The following is a 23,010-nucleotide window of genomic DNA, read 5'->3' as shown; positions in this document are numbered from 1 at the left end:
AGACAACCGCTGGAGACACCTGGTGAGTTCCCCAGATCCGCAGGTTCGCGCAGCGCGAAACCACTCCGCCCCGGGTGGTTCGCGCGGGCCCGTCGTCGCCGTGACCGGCGCAGCCACCGGGGTCGGCGCGCTGCTCACCGAGCGGCTCGCCGCGTCGGAGGAGATCAAGCAGGTCGTCGCCATCGACGAGCGACGGGGCGAGTGCGACGCGGCGCAGTGGCACATCCTCGACGTCCGTGACCCGGCGATCGCCGACAAGCTGCGCGGCGTGGACGTCGTCGTCCACCTCGCCCTCGATCTCGACCTGGGGAGTGACGCCGCCGCCCGGACGGCCTACAACGTCCGCGGCACGCAGACCGTGCTGACCGCCTCCGCGGCGGCCGGGGTACGGCGTGTCGTGCTGTGCACCTCCTCGATGGTCTACGGGGCGCTGCCGGACAACGAGCTGCCCCTGTCGGAGGACGCGGAGCTGCGGGCGACGGCGGAGGCGACGGGCGTCGGCGACCTGCTGGAAATCGAACGGCTGGCGCGGCGGGCGCCCCGCGCGCATCCGGGACTGAATGTGACCGTGGTCCGCCCCGCCGTGCTGGTGGGAGGTACGGACACGGCGCTGACCAGGTACTTCGAGTCGCCCCGGCTGCTGGTCGTGGCCGGGTCCCGGCCGGCCTGGCAGTTCTGCCACGTCGAGGATCTGTGCGGCGCCCTGGAGTACGCCGTACTGGAGAAGGTCGACGGTGAGCTGGCCGTCGGCTGTGACGGGTGGCTGGAGCAGGAGGAGGTCGAGGAGCTCAGCGGGATCCGGCGGATGGAGCTGCCGTCGGCGGTCGCGCTGGGCGCGGCGGCCCGGCTGCACCGGATCGGGCTGACGCCGTCCCCGGCGGGCGACCTGGCGTACACGATGTACCCCTGGGTGGTGAGCGGGTCGCGGCTGCACGACGCGGGGTGGCGGGCGCAGTGGACCAACGAGGAGGTGCTCGCGGAGCTGCTCGAGGAGGTGACCGGGCGGCACACCGTGGCCGGACGGCGCCTCGGGCGCAAGGACGCGACGGCGGCGGGAGCCGCGGGGGCGACGGTCGCGCTGCTCGGCGCCGCCGCTGTGGTGCGGCGGGCTCGCAAGGCGCGGCGCCGTTAAGGGGCGCGCCTTGAACCAGGGGGCTGCCGCCCCCTGGACCCCCGCTTCGGCTCTGAACGGGCCTCGTCCTCAAACTCCCCCAGAGGGGGCACCCCCGGACGGGCTGGTGATCGACCGCCCCTGCCTGCCGCACGCGCGCGTGAGGCACGATGGACGTATGGCATCCACCAACGACCATCCCGGTGAGCGCGCGGCCGAGGACCCCGTCAAGCTGATCGGCATCAGGGACACCCCGCTCTCCCTCGACGAGGTCTTCCGGGCCGTCGGGGACGACGCGGCCGGGGGCACCGCGCTGTTCGTGGGGACCGTGCGCAATCACGACGGGGGCGCCGACGTCGACACGCTCGGGTACTCCTGTCATCCCACCGCCGAGGCCGAGATCCGGCGGATCGCGGAGAAGGTCGTCGCCGAGTTCCCGGTGCGGGCCCTCGCGGCCGTGCACCGGGTCGGGGACCTCGCCGTCGGTGATCTCGCCGTCGTCGTCGCCGTGTCGTGCCCGCACCGGGGCGAGGCCTTCGAGGCCTGCCGGAAGCTGATCGACGATCTCAAGCACGAGGTGCCGATCTGGAAGCACCAGAGGTTCTCCGACGGCACCGAGGAGTGGGTCGGGGCCTGCTGAGCGGCCCGCCCCGCCTCCGGTTGCGTAACCCCACCCCTGCCGTGAGCGTTGTCAGTGCGGATGGTTAATCTGCTGATCAGTCAGTTGCGGTAATGGGGTTGGGAGGTCGGCATGGCGGTGCTCGCCTGGTTGCTGATTCCGCTTGTGGCTGCGATCGGCGCCGGACTCTGGGGGAGCTGGGCCAACCGCACCCGCAAGGCGCGCGGCGACGGGCCCGAGCTCGACGGGTACGCCCGGTTCCGAGCCGCCATGGAGAAGTCCGCCGCCCTGCCGAGGTCCTCCTCGGGCGGCTGAGCACGGCCGGGGGCCGCTGACCCGGGTGGTGGCCCTGACGGTGCGCTGACAGACGCGTCCCGTACTGTCGAGGCATGCCACGCCGCACCGCGACGATGCTCGCCTCCACCCTGATGCTGATCGCGCTCCTGTGCGCGGGAGTGCTCATCCCCGTGCCGTACTCGGAGATGTCCCCGGGGCCGACGGTGAACACGCTCGGTGAGCACGACGGTGAGCCGGTGCTGCAGATCTCGGGCAAGAAGACGTACGCGACGAGCGGTCATCTGAACATGACCACCGTGCGGGTCACCAGCGCCGACTACCGGATGAACCTCGTCGAGGCGGTCTACGGCTGGCTGGCGCACGACAACAAGGTCGTGCCGCACGACACGCTCTACCCGGACGGCAAGACCGAGGAGGAGTCCACCCAGGAGAACGCCGAGGAGTTCAGCCAGTCCCAGGAGAGCGCCAAGGTCGCGGCCCTGAACGAGCTGGACGTCCCGGTGAAGTCCTGGGTGATCGTCTCGACGGTGGTCAAGGGGTCCCCGGCCGAGGGGACCCTGCACGCCGGGGATGTGATCAAGGCCGTCGACGGGACCGCGGTCAAGGAGCCGGCGGACGTCGCGAAGCTGGTGACCGAGCACAAGCCCGGACAGAAGGTCGTCTTCACGATCATCCCGGCCAAGGAACAGGCCGCCGCCGAGAAGGCCAACAAGACCGCCACGAAGACGCAGGAGGTCACGATCAAGACCGCGACCTCCGACGACAGCGGCGAGAAGCGGGCGATCGTCGGGATCTCGGCCGGGACCGACCACACGTTCCCGTTCACGATCGACATCAAGCTCGCCGACGTGGGCGGGCCCAGCGCCGGCCTGATGTTCGCCCTCGGGATCTACGACAAGCTGACCCCCGGCAGCCTCACCGGCGGCAAGTTCGTCGCCGGCACCGGGACCATCGACGACGAGGGCAAGGTCGGGCCGATCGGCGGCATCGAGATGAAGACCGTGGGCGCGCGCAGCCAGGGGGCGCAGTACTTCCTCACGCCGGCCGACAACTGCGCGGCCGCCGCCAAGGACACCCCCTCGGGGCTCAGGCTCGTCAAGGTCGACACCATCGACGACGCCCTCGCCGCCCTCAAGGACATCCGCAGCGGCGACACCGCCGATCTGCCGAAGTGCACCAGGTAGGGACGCCGGCGGCTACTCCTCGAAGGTCGCCGACAGCGCCTCCGCCAGGCCGGGGACCAGGTTCCCGCCGGTGAGGACATCCGTCGGCGCGTCCTTCTCGCGCAGCCGCAGCGCCGACTCACGGGTGCCGTCGCGCAGGACCGCGACCGTCATCCGGACCTCCTGGCGGTCCGGGTGCTCGGCCACCCACTTCGAGAGCTTCGCCTCGCTCAGGCCCTGCGGGACCTGGGCCTCGGCGGACGGCGGCAGCATCAGCCGCTCCACGGTCAGGGCGCAGCCGACCACCGCGTCGGGCCAGGCGATCGTGGCCAGGAACTCGTCGAGCGCCTTGTCCGTTGGCACTTCGTCCTGCTCGATCGGGGTGAGACCCGTGGTCTCGGGCTCGTCCATCAGGCCGAGCTGGGCGGCGAGCGAGGGTTCCTGAGCCCGCAGTCGTGCGGTGTCTACGAGGGCGAAGAGGCGGGCGGGCTGGTCCCAGCCGAGGCCGGAGGCGTACTCGTCGATCTCGAGTACGGCCCGGGTGAGCGGGTTCGCTGCCATGGGAGTGTTGGACATGGTCACAATCCTCTCTCGTTCTCGGGCGGAATCGGGAACCGAGTAAACGGTGAGTAAGTTGCATAGGTGTGGGCCCACGATCACGGGGGGCCACTGGGGGCCGGCGAACACGCGGGCCTGAGGGATCGACAGCGAACTTCGAGGTGCGCACCTTGGCTTTCCAGATGCCGGACCGCGGCGGAGGCCCGACAGGGCCGCGGATGAGAGTGGGCCGCCCGTCCCGGCGTGTCCGGACCCTGCTCATGACGCTGGGCGTCCTTGCCGTCCTCGGCATGGCGTTCACCATGTTCGCGGGATTCTGGACGGACTGGCTCTGGTACCGGTCGGTGAACTACTCGTCCGTGTTCACCACCACCCTCTGGACCAAGATCGGCCTGTTCTCCGTCTTCGGTCTGCTGATGGCGCTCGCGGTCGGTTTCAACATCTGGCTCGCCCACCGGCTGCGGCCCCCGCTGAGCGCGATGTCGGTGGAGCAGCAGAGCCTCGACCGCTACCGCATGGGCATCGCCCCCTACAAGAGGTGGCTGCTGCTCGGCATCACCGCCCTGGTCGGCCTCATCGCCGGCGCCTCGGCGGCCGGCCAGTGGCGGACCTGGCTGATGTGGGTCAACGGCGTCTCCTTCGGACAGAAGGACCCGCAGTTCCACCTCGACGTGTCGTTCTTCGCCTTCGACCTGCCCTGGTACCGGTTCCTACTCGGCTTCGGCTTCGCCGCCACGATCCTCTCCCTGATCGCCGCCGCGCTCACCCACTATCTGTACGGCGGGCTGCGCGTCACCAGCCCCGGCGCGCGCGCCACGGCCGCCGCCACCGGACACCTGTCGGTGCTGCTCGGGATCTTCGTCGCCCTGAAGGCGGTCGCCTACTGGCTCGACCGGTACGGCCTGGCCGTGAAGTCCAGCGACTTCAAGGCGACGGACAACTGGACCGGCCTGAGGTACGTCGACGCCAACGCCTATCTCCCGGCCAAGACGATCCTGTTCTGCATCGCGGTCATCTGCGCCCTGCTGTTCTTCGCCACCCTGTGGCGGCGCACCTGGCAGCTGCCCGTGATCGGCTTCGGTCTGATGGTCCTCTCGGCGATCCTCATCGGCGGGCTGTACCCGGCGATCGTCCAGAAGTTCCAGGTCCAGCCGAACGAGCAGGCCAAGGAAGCCCCGTACGTCGAGAAGAACCTCAAGGCGACGCGTGAGGCGTACGGCATCGACGGCGCCCAGGTCGACGAGTACTCGGGGACCAGCACCACCAAGGACAAGACGCAGCTGCGCGACGACGTGGACGCCACCGCGAGCATCCGGGTCCTGGACCCGAACATCGTCTCGCCGACGTACCAGCAGCTCCAGCAGATGCGGAAGTACTACGCCTTCCCCACGAACCTGGACGTGGACCGCTACAACGTGAGCGGTACGGACCAGGACACGGTCATCGGTCTGCGCGAGCTGAACCTCGCGGGCGTCGACAAGCAGAACTGGATCAACAACCACTTCCGCTACACCCACGGCTACGGCGTGGTGGCCGCCAAGGGCACCACCGCCGACGCCGAGGGCCGGCCCCTCTTCACCGAGTCCAACCTGCCGTCCGAGGGCGACCTCGGCACGTACCAGCAGCGGATCTACTACGGCGAGAAGACGACCACGTACTCGATCGTCGGCGGTCCCCAGAAGGAGATCGACTACTCCGACGACAACGGCGAGAAGACCACCAGCTACACCGCCAAGAGCGGGGTCAACCTCTCCAACCCGGTCAACCGGGCCGCGTACGCGGTGGCGTTCGGCGAGCCGCAGATCCTGTACTCCGGTGCGATCGGCGAGGGCTCGCGGATCCTGTACAACCGCACGCCCAAGGAGCGCGTCGAGGCGGTCGCCCCGTGGCTGACCATCGACGGCGACGCCTACCCGGCCGTCGTCGACGGGAAGATCCAGTGGATCGTCGACGCGTACACCACGACGAACGGCTACCCGTACGCCTCCCGTACGACCCTCGGTGACACCACCGCCGACTCGCTGACCGCGACCAACGACAACCGCGCGGTGGTGGCCCAGCAGAACCAGGTCAACTACATCCGCAACTCGGTGAAGGCGACCGTCGACGCGTACACGGGCCAGGTCAAGCTCTACCAGTGGGACACCGAGGACCCGGTCCTGAAGACCTGGATGAAGGCGTTCCCCGGCACGGTCGAGCCCAAGACCGACATCTCCGCGTCGCTGATGGCCCATCTCCGGTACCCGCAGGACCTGTTCAAGGTCCAGCGCGAGCTGCTCACCCGCTACCACGTGAAGGACGCCACGACCTTCCTCAGCGGCAGCGAGGTCTGGCAGGTGCCGGACGACCCGTCCAACAAGTCGGGCGACGCGGTGCCGCCGTACTACCTGAGCATGAAGATGCCCGACCAGGCGGCGCAGGCGTTCTCGCTGACGACGACGTTCACGCCCAACGGGCGGGACAACCTCAGCGCGTTCATGGCGGTCGACTCCGAGGCGGGTACGTCCGGTTACGGCAAGATCAGAATCCTGAAACTGCCGACGAGCACCACCGTCGACGGACCGAAACAGGTCCAGAGCCAGTTCAACTCGGAACAGGACATCGCCGAGTCGATCAGACTCCTCAAGGGCGGTGACTCCGACATCGAGTACGGCAACCTGCTGACGGTGCCGCTCGACGGGGGACTGCTCTACGTGGAGCCGGTCTATGTGCGCGGTGGCGGGCTCAAGTACCCGCTGCTGAAGAAGGTGTTGGTGACCTACGGCGGCAACACCGCCTTCGAGGACACCCTCGACGAGGCCCTCAACAAGGTCTTCGGCGCGGAGAGCACGACCCCGCCCGAGGACGACGGCGGCGGCACCACCACTCCGCCCTCCTCCTCCAGCCCGACGGTCCAGGAGGCGCTGAACGACGCGCAGAAGGCGTTCACCGCCGGTCAGGAAGCCCTGAAGAAGGGTGACTGGGAGGCGTACGGCAAGGCGCAGAAGGACCTCGAGGCCGCCCTGAAGCGAGCCGAGGACGCCCAGGCCGAGGCGGACAAGAGCGGCAACAAGGCGAGCAGCAGCCCGAGTCCGAGCGCGACGGCGAGCAGTGGCGGCGCCGGCGGAGCCAAGGCGTGCAGCAGTCCCAGCCCGAGCAGCAGTCCCAGCAGCAGTCCCAGCGGCTGATCAAGCCCGCCCCGTGTCGTGATACGGTTGTGGAACACGACGCGGGGTGGAGCAGCTCGGTAGCTCGCTGGGCTCATAACCCAGAGGTCGCAGGTTCAAATCCTGTCCCCGCTACTGAAGACGAAGGCCCGGATCCGGTACACGGATCCGGGCCTTCGTCATGTGCGAACGCATGTGCCGCCACGCGACATCGCCGCGCCGCTGTGGGGAGTTGGGTCGACTGTGTTTGACTTGTCTCTCTGTGGGCATGTCGACAAAACGCTGAAGTGACCTCACGGGCTGAGGTATACACAGGTGTACCCGGGTTCCAGGTGGTGCGACGATGGACGTTATGGGGGACAAGGCAACTCTGTTCGAGACAGGGCGGTTTGTGCAGCCTTCCGGTGAGGGAGCGACCCCGGACCAGAGCCGGGACGAGACGGCGGACGCCGTCGAGACGGTAGAGACGGACGAGACGGTAGAGACAGAAGAAACAGCCGAGACGGGGGTGACGGTCGAGACGGGGGAGGCCGTCGAGGAGATGCGGCTGCGGCTCGCCGCGGCGGCCGGCGACGCCGAGGCGACCAGCGTCCTCGGCGCCATGCTGCTGCGCCGCGGCGACCTGGACGGCGCCGAACCCCATCTGCGCGCCGCCACCGCGGCCGGGGACCGGGCCGCCGCCAACAACCTGGGCGTCCTGCTGCATCAGCGCGGGTACGCCGACGAGGCCGCGGGATGGTGGCGGGTCGCCGCCGTCGCCGGCTCCGCCGCCGCCGCGCACGCGCTCGGGCGCCACTGCCGTGAGTGCGGCGACGAGCCCGCCGCCGAGTACTGGCTGCGCCAGTCCGCCGAGCAGGGCCACGCCCTCGGCGCCTACGCCCTCGCCGACCTGCTGGAACACCGCGCGGACAGCGGGGCCGAGCGATGGATGCGGGCCGCCGCCGAGCGCGGCCACCGGGAGGCGGCGTACCGGCTGGCGCGGGCCCTGGACCGCAGGGACCCGCAACACCCCGACGGCGACGCCGGCAACACCCGCGGCGCGGGTGACGCCGGTGACGCCGCTGTCGTCGTACAGGCGGAGGCCGAGCAGTGGTACCGGCAGGCCGCCGCGCGCGGCCACCGGCGGGCCGCGCTGCACCTCGGGGCGATCCTGGAGCGCAAGGGCGAGCTGAAGGAGGCCGGGCGCTGGTACCTGACCTCCGCCAAGGACGGCGAGGCGCGGGCCGCCTGCGCCCTCGGCTTCCTGCTGCGGGACGCCGGCGACACCGAGAACGCCGCGATCTGGTGGCTGCGGGCCGCCCAGGACGGCGACGGCAACGCCGCCAACGCACTGGGCGCGCTGCACGCCGAACGGGGCCAGACCCAGACCGCCGAGCGCTGGTACCGGGCCGCCATGGACGCGGGCGACGACAACGGCGCCTACAACCTCGCCCTGCTCTGCGCCGAGCAGGGCCGCACCGCGCAGGCCGAGCAGTGGTACCGGCGCGCGGCCTACGCCGGGCACCGGGAGGCCGCCAACGCGCTGGCCGTCCTGCTGCTCCAGGTCGGGGACACGGCCGGCGCCGAGCCCTGGTTCTCCAAGGCGGCGGAGGCGGGCAGCGTCGACGCCGCGTTCAACCTCGGGATCCTCTTCGCGGGGCGGGGCGAGGCCGTCGTGGCGCTGCGGTGGTACGAGCGGGCGGCCGCCGCCGGGCACACCGAGGCGGCGCTGCAGGTCGGCATCGCCCGGCTGCGCGAGGGCGACGAGCAGGAGGCCGAACGGCATCTGCGGTGCGCCGCGGGCGGGGGCAGCGCAGAGGCGGCGTACCGGCTGGCCGCCGTGCTGGACGCGCGTCGGCCGCCGCAGCCCGCGCACGAGCTCGGGGAGATCGCGCACGAGAAGACCGAGTGCGAGGAGTGGTACGAGCGGGCGGCCCAGCAGGGGCACCGGCGCGCCCAGGTGCGGGTCGGGATGCTCGCCGCGGCGCGCGGGGACGTGTGCGAGGCGGCGCGGTGGTACCGGGAGGCCGCCGAGGCCGGGTCGCGCAACGGGGCCTTCAACCTCGGGCTGCTGCTCGCGCGGGAGGGAAGCGAGCCGGAGGCCGTCGTGTGGTGGACGCGGGCCGCCGATGACGGGCACGGGCGGGCGGCGTTGCGGCTCGCCCTGGTCTACGCGCGTCGGGGTGAGCTCGCGGAAGGGCAGCGGTGGGCCGACCGGGCGGTGTCGCTGGGGCCGGGAGAGGTCGCGGAGCGGGCCGCGCGGCTGCGGGACGCGCTGCGGCAGGAGCTGTCGGCCTGACGGGCCCCGTCCCAGGGGGCTCCGCCTCCTGGACCCCCAGCCTTCGCCCACGCACCACCCGTCTCACCACCCGTCTCGGTGGGGCAGAGAAACGCACCCCAGAAAAGCGATTTGCCTCCGGCCTCCCCCTTCACGTAACGTTGCATTCAACGACGCGGGGTGGAGCAGCTCGGTAGCTCGCTGGGCTCATAACCCAGAGGTCGCAGGTTCAAATCCTGTCCCCGCTACTGAAGGCCGAGGGCCGGAATCCAAAGGGTTCCGGCCCTCAGTCGTGTCCGACGGCCTCCTCGTAGAGCCGTCGGTCCACCGTCCTCGACTCCGGCAGGGCTGTGTCCGACGTCACTCCCTGTGCCCGGTACGCGGACTGCAGCCGGTCGGTCGTGCCGGCCCGGATCTCCCAGTCCATGCGGAGCGAGGGCGTGGACTCCAGGATCTTCCGGTCGATCTTCAGGAGGCCGGCGAGGTAGGCGACGAACTCCGCGTCCTTCTTGTAGTCCGCCGTGAAATAGGTGTTCACGGTACGGATGTAGGCCCTGAGCAGGGCCACCCCCGCGTCCGTGTCCTCGGTGAGCAGGCTCGGGCCGTACAGGAAGCCGCCCAGGGGCTCGCCCTGCGGCTGGCCGCCGAGGAAGGCGTAGGAGGAGTCGCCGTCCACCGTGCGCCAGACCGGGTCGAGCAGCCAGGCGGAGTCGACGCCGCCGTTCTGGAGGGCTGTGAGGACGTCCGCCGAGCCCAGCTGCTGGTACTGGATCTTCGCCAGGTCCCCGCCGTGGCTCTGCAGCGCCTTCTCCATCGGGTACGCGATCACCGAGCCCTTGCCGATCATCGTGCCCAGTCTCCGGCCGGACAGGGAGACGTCCGCCGCCGTCTCGCCGTCCTCGAGCTTCGCCCAGAGGCCGCTCTTCGAGGCCGGGTCGGGGGAGAAGTTCCCCGCCACCCAGCGGATGTCGAAGCCGCTCCTGACGCCGTTCATCACGGCCGCCTCCGGGGCCGCCCAGAGCGCGTCGACATCGCCCTTGGCCAGCAGCGGCAGGGCGTCGGGGGTGGGGAGCACCTTGAGCTCGACGTCCAGGCCCTCGCGGGCGAACTCGCCCTTGTCCAGGGCCACTTCCAGCGGCGCCACGTACTCCGCGCTCAGCGTGCCCGTGGCGAGGGTCACCTTCCGTCGCCCGGTGAGGGGGACCGGCGCGGGAGCGCCCGGGGCGCAGCGGGCCGGGGCGCGGGTGGCGGAGAGGTCCGACGGGTCGGTCCAGGAGGCGGCGCCGCAGCCCGCCACCGGGCGGATCGTGCGGGTGCCCGGCGCGGCCGTCGGACCGTCGCCGCCGGCCCCCGCCGACGAACACCCCGCGGACGTCAGCAGCGCGCCCAGCACCATCGTTAGGGCGACCGACCGCCGGTTCACGACTGCCCCCGTCCCCGGTCCCTCGGCGCCCAGGGAGTGAGGAGTCGGCCGAGGAGTCGTACGACCTCGGAGAAGATCACGCCCAGGGCGGCCACGCACACGATGCCGACGAACATCACGTCGTTCTGGAACAGCGCGCGCGAGTCGAAGATCAGATGGCCCAGGCCGTCCGTCGCGGCGATCTGCTCGGAGGCGACGATCACCAGGACGGCCACGCCCGCCGCGATCCGGGCGCCCACCAGGACCGACGGGAGCGAGGCCGGCAGCAGGACATGGCGGAACATCTGCCAGGGGGAGGCGCCGAAGACCCGGCCCGCGTCACGGTGGCCCGTGGGGACGGCCATCACGGCCGCCATGGTCGAGATCCACACGAAGAAGAAGACGGTCGCCGCCACCAGCGCCACCTGCGGGCCCTCGCCCAGGCCGAACATGTTCAGGAAGATCGGGAGCAGGGCCAGTTTGGGGACCACGTACAGGGCGTCCAGGAGGGGTTCCAGGGCGGCTCTGACCAGCGGCAGCGAACCCATCAGCAGGCCCAGCGCGTAGCCGGCCGCGGTGCCGGCCGCATAGCCTCCCAGGACGCGCCGGAGGGTCGCCCACACGTCCGGCCACAGCTCACCGGCCGCGGCCCGGTCCCAGCCGTCCGCGAGGATGGTGGCGGGCGCCGGGTAGACGCGGGCGTCGATCCAGGCGCGGGACGCGGCGAGCTGCCACAGCAGGACCAGGAGGGCCGGGACGGCGACGGCCAGGGTCAGTTCCAGGGCTCTGCGGCGGCGGTACGTGCGTAAGGGGTGGAGTTCCTCGGGGCCTGGGCTGCGGACCAGGACCGTGGTCGCCTTCTCCAGCTCCTCTTTCGGGGCGAGCGGGGTCATGCCGGCGCCGCCTCCTTCCTCAGCAGGTCCCACAGCGCGGTTTTCAGGGCCGTGAACCCGGCCGTCGTACGGATGTCACCGGTGCGCGGGCGCGGGAACGGCGGGCGGTGTTCGGCGATGATCCGGCCGGGGCGCGCGGACATCACCAGGACGCGGTCGCCGAGGACGATCGCCTCCTCCAGGCTGTGGGTGATGAACAGGGTGGTCGTACGGGTGGCCTGGGTGAGCTCGAGGAGCTCGTCCTGGAGGATCGTGCGCAGCTGGGCGTCGAGGGCGGCGAAGGGCTCGTCCATGAGCAGGATCTCCGGCTCCACCGCCAGCGCCCGGGCGATCGCGACCCTCTGGCGCATCCCGCCGGACAGAGTTGCCGGGTGGGCGTCCGCGAAGGCGGCGAGGCCCAGGCGGGTCAGCCAGTCGTCGACGCGGGCGTTCCCCTCGCGGCGCGGGACGCGCTGGACGTCCAGGCCGAAGCGGACGTTCGCGCGGACCGTCTTCCAGTCGTAGATGCCGTAGTCCTGGAAGATCATGGCGGCCGGGCGGGGGCTGTGCGTACGGATCTCCAGGGTGCCGGTGCTCGGGCGCAGCAGGCCGGCCGCGATGCGCAGCAGCGTGGACTTGCCGCAGCCGGAGGGCCCCACCACACAGACGAACTCACCGGGGGCGACGGTCAGGCCGAGCGGGCCGAGGGCGTCGACCGCGCGTGGGCCGCGGCCGAAGGTTCGGGTCAGATCGTGGGCGCTGAGTTTCGGATACGGCTCTGCCACGAGACGAAGATATGACGGACCGTCAGATTCGGGAAGGCCGCACACGGCGCGAAGCCCCGGCTCCCCATGGGTCCGGGATGCCGGGGCTCGGTGGAGCGAACGGTCGGCTAGGCCGCCGCGCAGCTCGGGCAGATGCCGCGGTAGGTCATCTCGACGTCCGAGATCGCGAAGCCGAAGCGCTCCGAGTCGGGGAGGTCGGACAGCGGGTTGCCGGTCGGGTGGACGTCACGGATGGCGCCGCAGCGCGCGCAGACCAGATGCTGGTGCGGGCGGTGGGCGTTGGGGTCGTACCGCTTGGCGCGCCGGTCGGTCGCGACCTCGAGCACCTCGCCGAGGGAGACCAGCTCACCGAGCGTGTTGTAGACGGTCGCCCGGGAGATCTCGGGCAGCTTGGCGACGGCCCTGGCGTGCACCTCGTCGGCCGTGAGGTGGACGTGTTCGCCGTCGAGGACCTCGGCCACGACGCGTCGCTGTGCGGTCATCCGCCATCCGCGTCCGCGCAGCCGTTCCAGAAGGTCACTCATGCGCACCAGCCTAACAGCAGGGGGAACAGTTCCCGATCGGGTGTGACTTTGGAGCCATACCTGACTTAGACAGTGTCCATCTTAGACAGTGTCCATGAACGGATCGGGACTGTCCATGCCGTGGTGCGGGGGGCGTTCAGGCGGGGACGCGCTGGCGGGCCGGTGCCCAGCAGCGGATGATGTCGCGGACCGAGACGATCCCGGCCGGTTCGCCGTCGTCGAGGACGATCAGATGGCGGAAGCCGCCGTGGGCCATGGCCTGGGCCGCCTCCTCCAGGGTCCAGGTCGGGGCGGCGAAGACCACGTTGTTGGTGGTGTGGGCGTGGGTGCGTTCCCGGTCCGGGTCCTGGCCGAGGCCCACGGAGTTGAGGATGTCCCGTTCGGTGAGGATGCCCATGCCGCCGGCGTCCGGGTCGAGGACGAGGGCCGCGCCGACGCGGCGGGCGGACATCAGGGCGGCGGCCTGGCGGAGGGTGTGGTCGGGGCCGATGGTGAGGACCAGCGTGCTCATGGCGTCTCGGACGAGCATGGGATGGAGCCACCTCCTACGGGAATCCGTGCCTGGCGTGCGTGTCTCCGGCGGACGAGTACCCGCACGTGCACTGATTCACAAGTTCACAAGTGGGGGGACCCTCAGAGTGGCAGGTAAAGCGGGAGTCAACAAGGGGGCGCGCGCGGTCAGATGAGGGCGCGCGCGCTCACATGTGACGGTCAGTACCGCCCGCCGAGATACCCCAGCAGCTCGTCGTGGAGGAGACCGTTGGACGCGGCTCCGTTCCCGCTGTGCGGGCCCGGGCGGCCGTCGAGGCCGGTGAAGGTGCCGCCCGCCTCCGTCACCACGATCGCGTTGGCCGCCATGTCCCACAGGGACAGCTCCGGCTCGGCGCACAGGTCGATCGAGCCCTCGGCGACCATCATGTAGGGCCAGAAGTCGCCGTACGCGCGCGTGCGCCACACCTCGCGGGTCAGGTCCAGGAAGCCATTCAGGTTCCCGCGGTCCTCCCAGCCGGTGAGCGAGGAGTACGCGAAGGACGCGTCGGACAGCTTCGAGACCTTGGAGACGTGCAGCCGGGTCGCGGAGGAGAGGCTGCGGCCGCTGTACGCGCCGTGCCCCTTCGCGGCCCACCAGCGGCGGCCCAGCGCCGGCGCGGACACCACGCCGACCACCGGGTGGTAGCCGCCCGCGCCCGCCTCCATCAGCGAGATGAGGGTCGCCCAGACCGGCACCCCGCGCACATAGTTCTTGGTGCCGTCGATCGGGTCGATCACCCAGCGGCGCGGGCCCGTGCCCTGCAGGCCGTACTCCTCGCCGAGGATCGCGTCCCGGGGACGGGCGCGCTGGAGCTGGCCGCGGATCAGTTCCTCGGCGGCCCTGTCGGCCTCGCTCACCGGGGTCATGTCCGGTTTGGTCTCGACCTTGAGATCGAGGGCCTTGAAACGGTCCATGGTGGCGGCGTCGGCGGCGTCCGCGAGGACATGCGCGAGACGGAGATCGTCGAGGTAGTCCGGCATGGGACGAACGGTATCCGGCCGGGTCGGGCGAGGCCACAGGGGATCGCGCCCCGGACGGGCGGGGACCCCGCCGGGAGCCCCCGGCCCGTCCCCGCCGCGTCCGCGGACCCTCGACAGCGGCGGGACCCGGCCCGGAGCCGCCTGCCCGTCCCCGCCGCGTCCGCGGACCCTTGACAGTGCCCCCGCGCGCGTCAACCCTGGGCAGCATCCGCTCGCCCCGGGAGGCGATGATGCCTGCAGCGCGGGAATCCCTGCTGGACGCCGCCTACGCGGCGCTCGACCTGCGGCCCTGGTCCGCGGTGCGGATGGTGGACGTCGCGGCGACCGCCGCGGTGTCCCGGCAGACGCTGTACAACGAGTTCGGCAGCAAGGACGGGCTGGCCAGAGCCCTGGTGCGGCGGGAGGCCGACGCCTACCTCGCCGGGATCGACCGGGCCCTGTCCGTGCGCGGCGACGCCCGCGACCGGCTCGTCTCCGCCGCCGAGTGGACCTTCAGCGCGGCCCGCGGCAACGCGCTCGTACGGGCCCTGCTCACCGGCTGCTGGAGCGAACGGCTGCCCGCGCCGACGCTGTCGGCGGTCCCGTCCTCCTCCGCCGTGCCGGCGCAGCGGCGGGCGGACGGGCCGCTGCCCTCGCCCGGCGACCTCGTCACCGCCGTACGGGACCGGGCCGTCGCCGTCCTCGGCGGTCCCGGCGCGGCCCGCGCGGACGCCGCCGACCTGGCCCGCGCCTGCGAACTCGCCGTCCGGCTCGCCCTGTCCTGCGTGGCGGCCCCGCCCGCCGGGGAGAACGGGGTGGCCCAGCTGGTGCGGGGGGTGCTGCAGCGGCCATAGGCCGGTCAGTGCGCCGAGCCCGACAGCTGCAGCCCGATCACACCGGCGATCACCAGGCTGATCGAGACGATCTTCAGGGTGGACACCAGGTCGCCGAGGAAGACCATGCCGTAGATCGCGGTGCCCGCCGCGCCGATGCCCGTCCACACCGCGTACGCCGGGCCGACGTCGAGCTTCTTCAGGGAGAGCGTCAGCAGACCGAAGCTGCCGAGGGCGAAGGCGCAGAAGGCGATGGTGGGCCAGAGCCGGGTGAAGCCGTGGGACAGCTTGAGGCAGACGGCGAAACCGGTCTCGAGCAGTCCCGCGACGATGACCAGCAGCCACGCCATGTGCTGTCCTCCCGTTTGTCCGCTCGTGCGCCCGTGCGGTCCGGCTCGGTGCGATTATGCACTTACCGGACTCACGTCCTGACAAACAACGTGGAGGTCAGTCGCCCTCCTTGCGCTCCCGGGTCGCCAGCAGCCGGCGCAGCGAGTACAGCCGCGCCGGGTCCGCGTGCCCCTCGGCCACCCATGCGTCGAGCGCGCAGTCCGGCTCGTCGTGACTGCACGCGCGCGGGCAGCCCTCGGTGCCCGGTTCGAGGTCGGGGAAGGCGTGGATCACACGGGACGGGTCGACGTGGTGCAGACCGAAGGACCGTACGCCCGGGGTGTCGATCACCCAGTCCCCGGTGCCCTCCAGGGGCAGCGCCAGCGCCGAGGTCGTGGTGTGGCGGCCGCGGCCGGTCACCGCGTTGACATGCCCGGTCACCCGTCGGCGCTCCTCGGGGACCAGCGCGTTGACGAGGGTCGTCTTGCCGACGCCCGAGTGTCCGACGAACGCCGTGATCCGCCCTTCCAGATGCTCGCGCACCCGGTCCGCCGCGCCGCCGCTCTCCAGCTCCTCGCGACTGGTGACCACGTACGGGATGTCCAGGTCGCCGTAGAGCTCCAGCAGTTTGTCCGGCGGGGCCAGGTCCGACTTCGTCAGCACCAGCAGCGGCGTGAGGCCGCCGTCGTAGGCCGCGACCAGACAGCGGTCGATCAGCCGGGGGCGGGGTTCGGGGTCGGCGAGGGCCGTGACGACGGCGAGCTGGTCGGCGTTGGCGACCACCACCCGCTCGAACGGGTCGTCGTCGTCCGCGGTGCGGCGCAGCACCGAGGTGCGCTCCTCGATGCGGACGATCCGGGCCAGGGTGTCCTTGTTGCCGGACAGATCGCCGACCAGGGCGACCCGGTCGCCCACGACCGCCGCCTTGCGGCCCAGCTCACGGGCCTTCATCGCGACGACGATCCGGTCCTCGACCAGACAGGTCAGCCGGCCCCGGTCGACGGTGAGGACCATGCCCCCGGAGGCGTCCTCATGCTTGGGGCGGATGTGTGTACGAGGCCGGTTGCCCTTGCGGTTCGGGCGCGAGCGGATGTCGTCCTCGTCGGTGTGCTTGCCGTAGCGGCGCATGCCTGTTTCCCGCCGTCCCTATACCCCGAGCATCCCGGTCCACAGCCCGGGGAAGTCCGGCAGGGTCTTCGCCGTCGTCGCCACGTTCTCGATCCGCACACCCGCCACGGCCAGGCCGATGATCGCACCGGCGGTCGCCATGCGATGGTCGTCGTACGTACGGAAGGTCCCGCCGTGCAGCGGGCGCGGGCGGATGTGCAGACCGTCGGCCGTCTCGGTGACGTCACCGCCGAGCTCGTTGATCTCCTTGGTGAGCGCGGCCAGCCGGTCCGTCTCGTGCAGCCGCAGATGGGCCACGCCCCGCAGGGTGGACGGGGAGTCCGCGAGCGCGGCGACCGCCGCGATGCCCGGGGTCAGCTCGCCGACGTCGCCCAGGTCGACGTCCACGCCGTGGATCGCGCCCGAGCCGGTGAAGACCAGACCGTAGTCGGTGAGCTCGCAGGAGCCGCCCATCTCGGTGAAGATCTCCCGCAGCCGGTCACCCGGCTGGGTGGTACGCGCCGGCCAGTCCGGGATCAGCACCCGGCCGCCCGTCACCAGCGCCGCCGCCAGGAAGGGCTGCGCGTTCGACAGGTCCGGCTCGATCGTCAGGTCCCGGCCCAGCAGCGCGCCCGGCGTGACCCGCCAGACGTTCGGCTCGCCGCCCGACTCCGGGGTGTCCACCTGGGCGCCGACCGCGCGCAGCATGTCCACGGTCATCCGGATGTGGGGGAGGGAGGGGAGTGTCGAGCCGATGTGGCGGACCTCGACGCCCTGGTTGAAGCGGGGGGCCGACAGCAGCAGCGCCGACACGAACTGCGAGGACGAGGAGGCGTCGATCTGCACCGGGCCGCCGTCCAGCGCGCCCGAGCCGTGCACGGTCAGGGGCAGCGCGCCCCGGCCGTCGTCGTCGATCCGGGCGCCGAGGACGCGGAGCGCGTCGATGACGCCGTGCAGGGGGCGCTCGTACGCACGCGGGTCGCCGTCGAAGCGGACGGGGCCGTCGGCGAGGGTGGCGACCGGGGGGAGGAAACGCATGACCGTGCCCGCGTTGCCGACGTCCACCGTGGCCGGGCCGCGCAGGCCCGCCGGGAGCACACGCCAGGCCTCGCCGGTGCCGTCGGGGCCCACGCCTTCTTCGATCTCGATGCCCATCGCGCGCAGGGCCTCGGCCATCAGCAGCGTGTCGCGGGAGCGGAGGGGGCGGCGCAGCCAGCCGGGCTCCGAGGCGAGGGCGGCGAGGACGAGGGCGCGGTTGGTGACGGACTTGGACCCCGGCACGTGGACCGTCGCGTCGACGGCTCCGCTCGCGGTGGGGGCGGGCCAGAGGGCCGGGGTTTTGGGCATGCGTTCACTTTAGTCGGCCGTTGTCGTTCGGGTGCGGCGCCGTTGGGGCCGGTCGCGCCCCGCGGCAGAGCCGCATATCGATACAGCCCCGCGCCCCTTGAAAACAGGTTGGCTTCTACATCTCCAGCAGCCAACGGCCGCCGCCCATCAGCGCGCACAGCGACACGACATGGAACAGGAACAGCCACAACCCCGCCGGAACATGCGTCAGCCTCGACAACTGGTCCGCGTCCGAGTCGCCCGCGCCGCCTCGTCTGCGCTTCACCTGGAGCTCGAACGCCGGGCGTACGCCGCCCAGCAGCAGGAACCACACCACCGCGTACGCGAACGCCGCCTGGACCTGGGGGCCCGCCAGCCAGGAGACCAGGAGGAAGGTGCCGCCGGTCAGGACGACCGTGAGGGCGCCGTAGGCGTTGCGGATCATCACCAGCATCGCGACCAGGAGAGCCGTCGCCAGCCAGAGCAGGAGGGTGATGCGGCCCGCGCCGAGGAGGGCCGCGCCGCCGAGGCCCAGGAGCGGGGGAGCGGTGTAGCCGGCTGCGGCCGTGAGGATCATGCCAAGGCCATGGGGCTTGCCGCGGCTCACCGTGAGGCCGCTGGTGTCGGAGTGCAGTCTGATCCCGGTGAGCCGGCGGCCCGTCAGCAGGGCGACCAGGCCGTGCCCGCCCTCGTGGGCGATCGTGATCGCGTTGCGGGATATCCGCCACAGTTGGTGCGGGACGACGACCGTGAGAGCCGCGACCGCCGTCGCGATCACCACCCACAGATCGGGGTCGGGCTGGGTGCCGACGAGACGGCCCCACAGGTCGGGCAGCGCTAGGGCGGCGATGCTCTCCATGTTCGGCGGTGGCTCCCTATGGTCGTGTCGAGTCTGGCAGTGTGGCACGTATGTGCGGACGGTATGCAGCGAGTCGCAGGCCCGAGGATCTCGCAGGAGTCTTTGAGATCGAGAAGTGGGAGCCCGAGGAGACCCTCGAACCCGACTACAACGTGGCGCCGACCAAGGAGGTCTACGCCGTCCTCGACCGTCCGGTGAAAGACGCCGACGACCGGCGCCCGGTTCGGCAGCTGCGCAAGCTGAAATGGGGGCTCGTGCCCTCCTGGGCCAAGTCGCCCGAGGGCGGCGCCCGGATGATCAACGCACGCGCCGAGACGGTGCACGAGAAGCCGTCGTACCGCCGCGCCTTCACCTCGCGCCGCTGCATCCTGCCCGCCGACGGCTACTACGAGTGGGTCACCGCCAAGGAGGAGCGCGAGCTGGAGGTCGAGGGGAAGAAGAAGCGGCCGCGCAAGCAGCCCTACTTCGTGCTCCCGGCCGACGGCTCGGTGTTCGCGATGGCCGGCCTGTACGAGTTCTGGCGCGACCGGACCCTGCCCGACGACCATCCGCGGGCCTGGTGGGCGACCTGCTCGGTGATCACCACCGAGGCCGAGACCACCCCGCTCGCCGTCGCCCCCGCCGAGGGCCCCCACGCGCTCGCCGAGATCCACCCCCGGATGCCCCTGATGCTCACCCCGGACCGCTGGGACTCCTGGCTGGACCCGGCCCGCACCGACCCCGAGGACCTGCGGTCCCTGCTGGAGCCCCCGCCGGCCGGGCTGATGCGCGCCTACCCGGTGTCCACGGCGGTCAGCAACGTCCGCAACAACAGCCCGGAGCTGCTGAAGGAGCTGGAGGGCCCCGAGGAGGGCACACTCTTCTGACGTGAGCCCAGTGAGCCCAGTGAGCACAGTGACCACCGAACTCGTCCCCACCGACGCCGGCGACGCCCGTGTCACCTGGCACCCGGCGAAGCGGCCCCGGCTCGTCCTCGCCGTCAGCCACGGCGCGGGCGGCGGCATCGGGGCGCGCGACCTGCAGGCCCTCGCCGCGGTGCTTCCCGCGCACGGCGTCACCGTCGCCCTCGTCGAGCAGCCCTGGCGGGTGGCCGGCAAGAAGGTGGCGCCCGCGCCGAAGACCCTCGACACCGGCTGGCGCGGGATCTGGCCCGCCGTCGCGGCCCCCGGCCTCCCGGTGGTCTCCGGCGGGCGCAGCGCCGGTGCTCGCGTGGCCTGCCGTACGGCGGTCGAGCTCGGCGCCCACGCCGTCCTCGCGCTCAGCTTCCCGCTGCACCCGCCGGGCAAGCCGGAGAGGTCCCGCGCCGCGGAACTGCTGGGATCCGGTGTGCCCACCCTCGTCGTCCAGGGCGGCAACGACACGTTCGGGCGGCCCGAGGAATTCCCCGAGGGGACGTACGAGATCGTCGAGGTGCCGTACGCCGACCACGGCCTCGCCGTGCCGAAGAGGGCGGAGATCGGTCAGGAGGAGGCCGTGGGAATCGTCACGGACGCGGTGGTGAAGTGGACCGGGTCACTGGGGTAAAGGTCCGGGAATGTTGCGGGGAGGGTCGCTGTTGAGGCGGACAGAAGTGCTGAACACGCAGCACCGATGTCGTGGGAGAGGAAGTCCGCCGCATGGGTTCGACCATCTGCCCGAGCCGTTCCGGCCGCGCCGACCTGGACTGGACGGTGCTGCACACGGCCGCGACCGCTCCTTTTGGAGCGGCGGCGGGCACGGGTAGTCGTCTATCCTCCGATTCGAGTGGGACCGGATTCGGTCCCGTCCGAAATCTTGAGGAGGTGGGTCCGGTCACCGGTACCGACGCAGGGACCGACAACGGCCAGGCGGAGCTGCCCGAGGGCCAGGGCGTGGGCACGAGCGACGAGTCGTCCGCGGAGCGCAGCGCGCGCTTCGAGCGGGACGCACTCGACTACCTCGACCAGATGTACTCGGCGGCGCTGCGCATGACGCGCAACCCGGCGGACGCCGAGGACCTGGTGCAGGAGACCTACGCCAAGGCGTACGCGTCCTTCCACCAGTTCCGCGAGGGCACCAACCTCAAGGCCTGGCTGTACCGGATCCTCACCAACACCTTCATCAACTCGTACCGCAAGAAGCAGCGCGAGCCCCAGCGCAGCGCGGCCGAGGAGATCGAGGACTGGCAGCTCGCCCGAGCCGAGTCGCACATGTCGACCGGGCTGCGGTCCGCCGAGTCGCAGGCGCTGGACCACCTGCCCGACTCGGACGTGAAAGAGGCACTTCAGGCCATTCCCGAGGAGTTCCGCATCGCCGTGTACCTCGCGGACGTCGAGGGCTTTGCGTACAAGGAGATCGCGGACATCATGGGGACACCCATCGGTACGGTGATGTCCCGGCTGCACCGGGGCCGCCGTCAACTGCGCGGCATGCTCGAGGACTACGCCCGTGAGCGCGGGCTGGTCCCGGCCGGCGCCGGAGACTCGAACGAAGCGAAAGGCTCGGGCTCATGAGCTGCGGAGAGCCGCACGAGACGGACTGCAGTGAGGTACTCGATCATCTCTACGAGTTCCTCGACAGCGAGATGCCGGACGTCGATCGCGACAAGTTCAAGCAGCACTTCACGGAGTGCTCGCCGTGCCTCGAGAAGTACGGGCTCGAAGAGGCCGTCAAGAAGCTGGTCAAGCGGTGCTGCGGCCATGACGACGTACCGACCGACCTGCGCGCCAAGGTCCTCGGACGGCTCGACCTGATCCGTTCCGGACAGGCCGTGCCCGACCACGACGTGACGGCCGCCCCGGTCATCCCGGTCACTCCGCAGGAGTCCTGACCCGGTCCGCCGTCACCCGAATGTGCTAATCCGCGGGTGATACGCCCGCGGAGCCACCCCACGCCACCCTAGGCTCCGAAGCCCGGACCGCTGACGGAGCCCGGACGGGCATGGCTGGGGAGGCGTCATGGAGGGAGTGCCGGCGCGGGCGCGCGGTTATGTCGCCGGCGCCGTCCTCGCCGCCCTGCTCTGTCTGTCCCCGCTCACCACCGCCCCGGGCACGCCCTGGTGGGCCGTGGGACTGCTCGCGGCGCTGTACGCGGCGGGCGAGCAGATCGCCCGCCGCCGCTTCGCCGGGACCTTCTCCCCCGTCCTGCTCGCCGGGGCCTTCCTTCTGCCCCCGGCCGCCGCCGCGCTCGTACCGCTTCCCGGGGCCCTGTGCTCGTACGTCGAGAAGGGCCCCTTCCTGCTGCGCCGCATCTGGCGGGCGGCCCAGTCGGCCCTCGCCGTGTGGGCCGCGGCCCATGTGCATGCGGCGCTGGGCGGGCGCGCGGCCGTGGCCGGCTCCGACGTGCCGTACGCGCTGCTGCCGGCGGGCGCGGCCGTCCTCGTGCACTGCGCGGTCCTCGCCGCCCTCGACGGCGGGATGCTCGCCCTCGCCGAGGGGCTGCCGCCGCTCAAGGTCTGCCGGGGCCTGTTCCTGCGCTCCCTCGCACCCCTCGCCGTGCACGGACTCGCCGGGCTGATGATGGCCGTGCTCTGGCGCAGCCCCTACGGGCCGGTCGCCGCCCTGCTCGTGCTGTTCCCGATGGCCGTGTCCTGGTGGGTGTTCGCCCAGTACCACCGGGAGCGCGCCGCACACCGGGCGACGATCCGCGCGCTCGTCCAGGCCGTCGACATCAAGGACGGCTACACACGCGGCCACAGCGAACGCGTCGGACAGGCCTCGGTGATGATCGCGCGCGAACTGGCCATGGACGAACGCCGGGTGGAGGTCATCCGGTTCGCCGGGATCCTGCACGACGTCGGCAAGCTCGGCGTGCCCACCCGGCTGCTGCGCAAGGACGGGCCGCTGACCCCGGAGGAACGCCGCGTGATCGAACTGCATCCGGAGTACGGCCACGAGATCACCCGGGGGATCTCCTTCCTCGGCGAGGCCCGCTCGGCGATCCTGCACCACCACGAGCGGATCGACGGCAGCGGCTACCCCTACGGGCTGGTGGGCCGTCAGATCCCGGAACCCGCACGGGTGGTGGCCGTCGCCGACGCCTTCGACGCGATGACCTCCACCCGCAGCTACAGCCGGGCCCGGCCGGTGGCGGTCGCCCTGGCGGAACTGGAGCGCTGCGCCGGGACGCAGTTCGACCCCCGGATGGTCACCGCCCTGGTGCGGGTGATCGGCCGCGAGGGCTGGCATCCGAGGGTGACCGCGGACGAGCCCCGACCCGCCGTGCCCACACCCACGACGGCCCCGGAGCGCCCGGGAGTGCCCCGATGAGCCGCCGCCGCCCCGCGCACACCGCCCGCCCGGAGCGCCCCGGAGTGCCCCGATGAGCCGCCGCCGCCCCACGCACACCGCCCGCCCGGAACGCTCCGGAGTAC

The 23,010-nt window shown here is 71.6% G+C and carries 23 protein-coding genes and 2 tRNA genes; 14 read left to right on the top strand and 11 right to left on the bottom strand.

All coding sequences use genetic code 11. The annotated features are described in order from the left end of the window. Positions 1 to 22: 22 nt before the first annotated feature. The 4 genes from ABZ464_RS08665 to ABZ464_RS08650 all read left to right on the top strand — a co-directional run bounded on the left by ABZ464_RS08665 (position 23) and on the right by ABZ464_RS08650 (position 3,211). Complete coding sequence (locus ABZ464_RS08665; protein WP_359272831.1) at positions 23 to 1,132, top strand: SDR family oxidoreductase; 1,110 nt, start codon at positions 23 to 25, stop codon at positions 1,130 to 1,132. 157 nt (positions 1,133 to 1,289) lie between these two features. Continuing rightward, complete coding sequence (locus ABZ464_RS08660) at positions 1,290 to 1,751, top strand: molybdenum cofactor biosynthesis protein MoaE (RefSeq protein WP_359272828.1); 462 nt, start codon at positions 1,290 to 1,292, stop codon at positions 1,749 to 1,751. 111 nt (positions 1,752 to 1,862) lie between these two features. Next, complete coding sequence (locus tag ABZ464_RS08655) at positions 1,863 to 2,045, top strand: hypothetical protein (protein ID WP_359272825.1); 183 nt, start codon at positions 1,863 to 1,865, stop codon at positions 2,043 to 2,045. A gap of 74 nt (positions 2,046 to 2,119) precedes the next feature. After that, on the top strand, positions 2,120 to 3,211 hold the full coding sequence (locus ABZ464_RS08650; RefSeq protein ID WP_359272822.1) for a PDZ domain-containing protein: 1,092 nt from the start codon (positions 2,120 to 2,122) through the stop codon (positions 3,209 to 3,211). A gap of 12 nt (positions 3,212 to 3,223) precedes the next feature. Here the strand turns inward: ABZ464_RS08650 and ABZ464_RS08645 are convergent, their stop codons facing one another. Continuing rightward, positions 3,224 to 3,766 carry a PPA1309 family protein gene (locus tag ABZ464_RS08645; RefSeq protein ID WP_359272820.1) on the bottom strand — a complete coding sequence of 181 codons (543 nt, stop codon included), beginning with the start codon at positions 3,764 to 3,766 and terminating at the stop codon, positions 3,224 to 3,226. A gap of 164 nt (positions 3,767 to 3,930) precedes the next feature. On the opposite strand from ABZ464_RS08645, the gene ABZ464_RS08640 reads away from it, so the two are divergent. The 4 genes from ABZ464_RS08640 (at position 3,931) to ABZ464_RS08625 (ending at position 9,399) form a co-directional block, all read left to right on the top strand. Beyond that, positions 3,931 to 6,915, top strand: coding sequence for a UPF0182 family protein (locus tag ABZ464_RS08640; RefSeq protein ID WP_359273020.1), 2,985 nt, complete (start codon positions 3,931 to 3,933; stop codon positions 6,913 to 6,915). Positions 6,916 to 6,955: 40 nt separating this feature from the next. Continuing rightward, a tRNA-Met gene (locus tag ABZ464_RS08635) sits at positions 6,956 to 7,029 on the top strand. A gap of 208 nt (positions 7,030 to 7,237) precedes the next feature. After that, positions 7,238 to 9,172, top strand: a complete 1,935-nt coding sequence (locus tag ABZ464_RS08630; protein WP_359272817.1) for a sel1 repeat family protein — start codon at positions 7,238 to 7,240, stop codon at positions 9,170 to 9,172. A 153-nt stretch (positions 9,173 to 9,325) separates the two neighbouring features. Next, positions 9,326 to 9,399, top strand: a tRNA-Met gene (locus tag ABZ464_RS08625). 38 nt (positions 9,400 to 9,437) lie between these two features. Here the strand turns inward: ABZ464_RS08625 and ABZ464_RS08620 are convergent. From ABZ464_RS08620 to hisN, 6 genes are all read right to left on the bottom strand, one after another. Beyond that, the gene (locus ABZ464_RS08620) at positions 9,438 to 10,574 is read right to left on the bottom strand and encodes an ABC transporter substrate-binding protein (protein WP_359272814.1); all 1,137 of its coding nucleotides are present in this window, start codon (positions 10,572 to 10,574) and stop codon (positions 9,438 to 9,440) included. Further along, entirely contained in the window at positions 10,571 to 11,446 is an 876-nt protein-coding gene (locus tag ABZ464_RS08615; RefSeq protein ID WP_359272811.1) for an ABC transporter permease, read from the bottom strand. Before ABZ464_RS08615 ends, ABZ464_RS08620 begins: the two co-directional genes overlap by 4 nt. Beyond that, positions 11,443 to 12,210, bottom strand: a complete 768-nt coding sequence (locus ABZ464_RS08610) for an ABC transporter ATP-binding protein (protein WP_359272808.1) — start codon at positions 12,208 to 12,210, stop codon at positions 11,443 to 11,445. Before ABZ464_RS08610 ends, ABZ464_RS08615 begins: the two co-directional genes overlap by 4 nt. Before the next feature lie 107 nt (positions 12,211 to 12,317). After that, positions 12,318 to 12,734: a Fur family transcriptional regulator gene (locus ABZ464_RS08605; RefSeq protein WP_359272805.1), complete on the bottom strand. Its 417-nt coding sequence runs from the start codon at positions 12,732 to 12,734 to the stop codon at positions 12,318 to 12,320. A 136-nt stretch (positions 12,735 to 12,870) separates the two neighbouring features. After that, positions 12,871 to 13,263: a CBS domain-containing protein gene (locus ABZ464_RS08600; protein WP_359272802.1), complete on the bottom strand. Its 393-nt coding sequence runs from the start codon at positions 13,261 to 13,263 to the stop codon at positions 12,871 to 12,873. A 182-nt stretch (positions 13,264 to 13,445) separates the two neighbouring features. Then, positions 13,446 to 14,246 (bottom strand): histidinol-phosphatase, encoded by an 801-nt coding sequence (hisN, locus tag ABZ464_RS08595; protein ID WP_359272799.1) that lies wholly within the window; start codon positions 14,244 to 14,246, stop codon positions 13,446 to 13,448. Positions 14,247 to 14,473: 227 nt separating this feature from the next. On the opposite strand from hisN, the gene ABZ464_RS08590 reads away from it, so the two are divergent. Next, on the top strand, positions 14,474 to 15,079 hold the full coding sequence (locus ABZ464_RS08590) for a TetR/AcrR family transcriptional regulator (protein WP_359272796.1): 606 nt from the start codon (positions 14,474 to 14,476) through the stop codon (positions 15,077 to 15,079). A 5-nt stretch (positions 15,080 to 15,084) separates the two neighbouring features. Here ABZ464_RS08590 and ABZ464_RS08585 read toward each other — a convergent pair whose 3' ends face one another. From ABZ464_RS08585 to ABZ464_RS08570, 4 genes are all read right to left on the bottom strand, one after another. Then, a complete protein-coding gene (locus tag ABZ464_RS08585) occupies positions 15,085 to 15,408 on the bottom strand; it encodes a multidrug efflux SMR transporter (RefSeq protein ID WP_055631559.1) in 324 nt (107 codons plus the stop codon). Positions 15,409 to 15,505: 97 nt separating this feature from the next. Then, on the bottom strand, positions 15,506 to 16,516 hold the full coding sequence (rsgA, locus tag ABZ464_RS08580) for a ribosome small subunit-dependent GTPase A (protein ID WP_359272793.1): 1,011 nt from the start codon (positions 16,514 to 16,516) through the stop codon (positions 15,506 to 15,508). Between the two features lie 18 nt (positions 16,517 to 16,534). Further along, the gene (aroA, locus tag ABZ464_RS08575; protein WP_359272791.1) at positions 16,535 to 17,842 is read right to left on the bottom strand and encodes a 3-phosphoshikimate 1-carboxyvinyltransferase; all 1,308 of its coding nucleotides are present in this window, start codon (positions 17,840 to 17,842) and stop codon (positions 16,535 to 16,537) included. Positions 17,843 to 17,957: 115 nt separating this feature from the next. Then, complete coding sequence (locus ABZ464_RS08570) at positions 17,958 to 18,680, bottom strand: M50 family metallopeptidase (RefSeq protein WP_359272788.1); 723 nt, start codon at positions 18,678 to 18,680, stop codon at positions 17,958 to 17,960. 50 nt (positions 18,681 to 18,730) lie between these two features. Here ABZ464_RS08570 and ABZ464_RS08565 point away from each other — a divergent pair, with 50 nt between their 5' ends. From ABZ464_RS08565 to ABZ464_RS08545, 5 genes are all read left to right on the top strand, one after another. Further along, positions 18,731 to 19,546, top strand: a complete 816-nt coding sequence (locus ABZ464_RS08565) for an SOS response-associated peptidase (RefSeq protein ID WP_359272786.1) — start codon at positions 18,731 to 18,733, stop codon at positions 19,544 to 19,546. 28 nt (positions 19,547 to 19,574) lie between these two features. Then, complete coding sequence (locus ABZ464_RS08560; protein WP_359273017.1) at positions 19,575 to 20,204, top strand: alpha/beta family hydrolase; 630 nt, start codon at positions 19,575 to 19,577, stop codon at positions 20,202 to 20,204. 257 nt (positions 20,205 to 20,461) lie between these two features. Continuing rightward, the gene (locus ABZ464_RS08555; RefSeq protein ID WP_055631554.1) at positions 20,462 to 21,151 is read left to right on the top strand and encodes a sigma-70 family RNA polymerase sigma factor; all 690 of its coding nucleotides are present in this window, start codon (positions 20,462 to 20,464) and stop codon (positions 21,149 to 21,151) included. Further along, positions 21,148 to 21,468: a mycothiol system anti-sigma-R factor gene (gene rsrA / locus ABZ464_RS08550; RefSeq protein ID WP_359272782.1), complete on the top strand. Its 321-nt coding sequence runs from the start codon at positions 21,148 to 21,150 to the stop codon at positions 21,466 to 21,468. The genes ABZ464_RS08555 and rsrA overlap by 4 nt, the downstream gene beginning before the upstream one ends. A 127-nt stretch (positions 21,469 to 21,595) precedes the next feature. Continuing rightward, positions 21,596 to 22,906 carry an HD-GYP domain-containing protein gene (locus tag ABZ464_RS08545; RefSeq protein ID WP_359272779.1) on the top strand — a complete coding sequence of 437 codons (1,311 nt, stop codon included), beginning with the start codon at positions 21,596 to 21,598 and terminating at the stop codon, positions 22,904 to 22,906. Positions 22,907 to 23,010 lie beyond the last annotated feature (104 nt).

Origin of the sequence: Streptomyces sp. NPDC005820 (genome assembly GCF_040630255.1) — a bacterium.
GTDB lineage: Bacteria > Actinomycetota > Actinomycetes > Streptomycetales > Streptomycetaceae > Streptomyces.
Note: the sequence above shows the minus strand (reverse complement) of the source record. Positions and strands in the feature narration are given on the sequence as shown.

Excerpts from the sequence above, each read along its gene's own strand:
- ABZ464_RS08600 (WP_359272802.1), bottom strand. The coding sequence starts at position 13,263 with ATGCTCGTCCGAGACGCCATGAGCACGCTGGTCCTCACCATCGGCCCC.
- ABZ464_RS08570 (WP_359272788.1), bottom strand. The coding sequence starts at position 18,680 with ATGGAGAGCATCGCCGCCCTAGCGCTGCCCGACCTGTGGGGCCGTCTC.
- rsrA (WP_359272782.1), top strand. The coding sequence starts at position 21,148 with ATGAGCTGCGGAGAGCCGCACGAGACGGACTGCAGTGAGGTACTCGAT.
- ABZ464_RS08655 (WP_359272825.1), top strand. The coding sequence starts at position 1,863 with ATGGCGGTGCTCGCCTGGTTGCTGATTCCGCTTGTGGCTGCGATCGGC.
- ABZ464_RS08630 (WP_359272817.1), top strand. The coding sequence starts at position 7,238 with ATGGACGTTATGGGGGACAAGGCAACTCTGTTCGAGACAGGGCGGTTT.
- aroA (WP_359272791.1), bottom strand. The coding sequence starts at position 17,842 with ATGCCCAAAACCCCGGCCCTCTGGCCCGCCCCCACCGCGAGCGGAGCC.
- ABZ464_RS08645 (WP_359272820.1), bottom strand. The coding sequence starts at position 3,766 with ATGTCCAACACTCCCATGGCAGCGAACCCGCTCACCCGGGCCGTACTC.
- ABZ464_RS08650 (WP_359272822.1), top strand. The coding sequence starts at position 2,120 with ATGCCACGCCGCACCGCGACGATGCTCGCCTCCACCCTGATGCTGATC.
- ABZ464_RS08615 (WP_359272811.1), bottom strand. The coding sequence starts at position 11,446 with ATGACCCCGCTCGCCCCGAAAGAGGAGCTGGAGAAGGCGACCACGGTC.
- ABZ464_RS08565 (WP_359272786.1), top strand. The coding sequence starts at position 18,731 with ATGTGCGGACGGTATGCAGCGAGTCGCAGGCCCGAGGATCTCGCAGGA.
- hisN (WP_359272799.1), bottom strand. The coding sequence starts at position 14,246 with ATGCCGGACTACCTCGACGATCTCCGTCTCGCGCATGTCCTCGCGGAC.
- ABZ464_RS08585 (WP_055631559.1), bottom strand. The coding sequence starts at position 15,408 with ATGGCGTGGCTGCTGGTCATCGTCGCGGGACTGCTCGAGACCGGTTTC.
- ABZ464_RS08660 (WP_359272828.1), top strand. The coding sequence starts at position 1,290 with ATGGCATCCACCAACGACCATCCCGGTGAGCGCGCGGCCGAGGACCCC.
- ABZ464_RS08605 (WP_359272805.1), bottom strand. The coding sequence starts at position 12,734 with ATGAGTGACCTTCTGGAACGGCTGCGCGGACGCGGATGGCGGATGACC.
- ABZ464_RS08640 (WP_359273020.1), top strand. The coding sequence starts at position 3,931 with ATGCCGGACCGCGGCGGAGGCCCGACAGGGCCGCGGATGAGAGTGGGC.
- ABZ464_RS08590 (WP_359272796.1), top strand. The coding sequence starts at position 14,474 with ATGATGCCTGCAGCGCGGGAATCCCTGCTGGACGCCGCCTACGCGGCG.
- ABZ464_RS08545 (WP_359272779.1), top strand. The coding sequence starts at position 21,596 with ATGGAGGGAGTGCCGGCGCGGGCGCGCGGTTATGTCGCCGGCGCCGTC.
- rsgA (WP_359272793.1), bottom strand. The coding sequence starts at position 16,516 with ATGCGCCGCTACGGCAAGCACACCGACGAGGACGACATCCGCTCGCGC.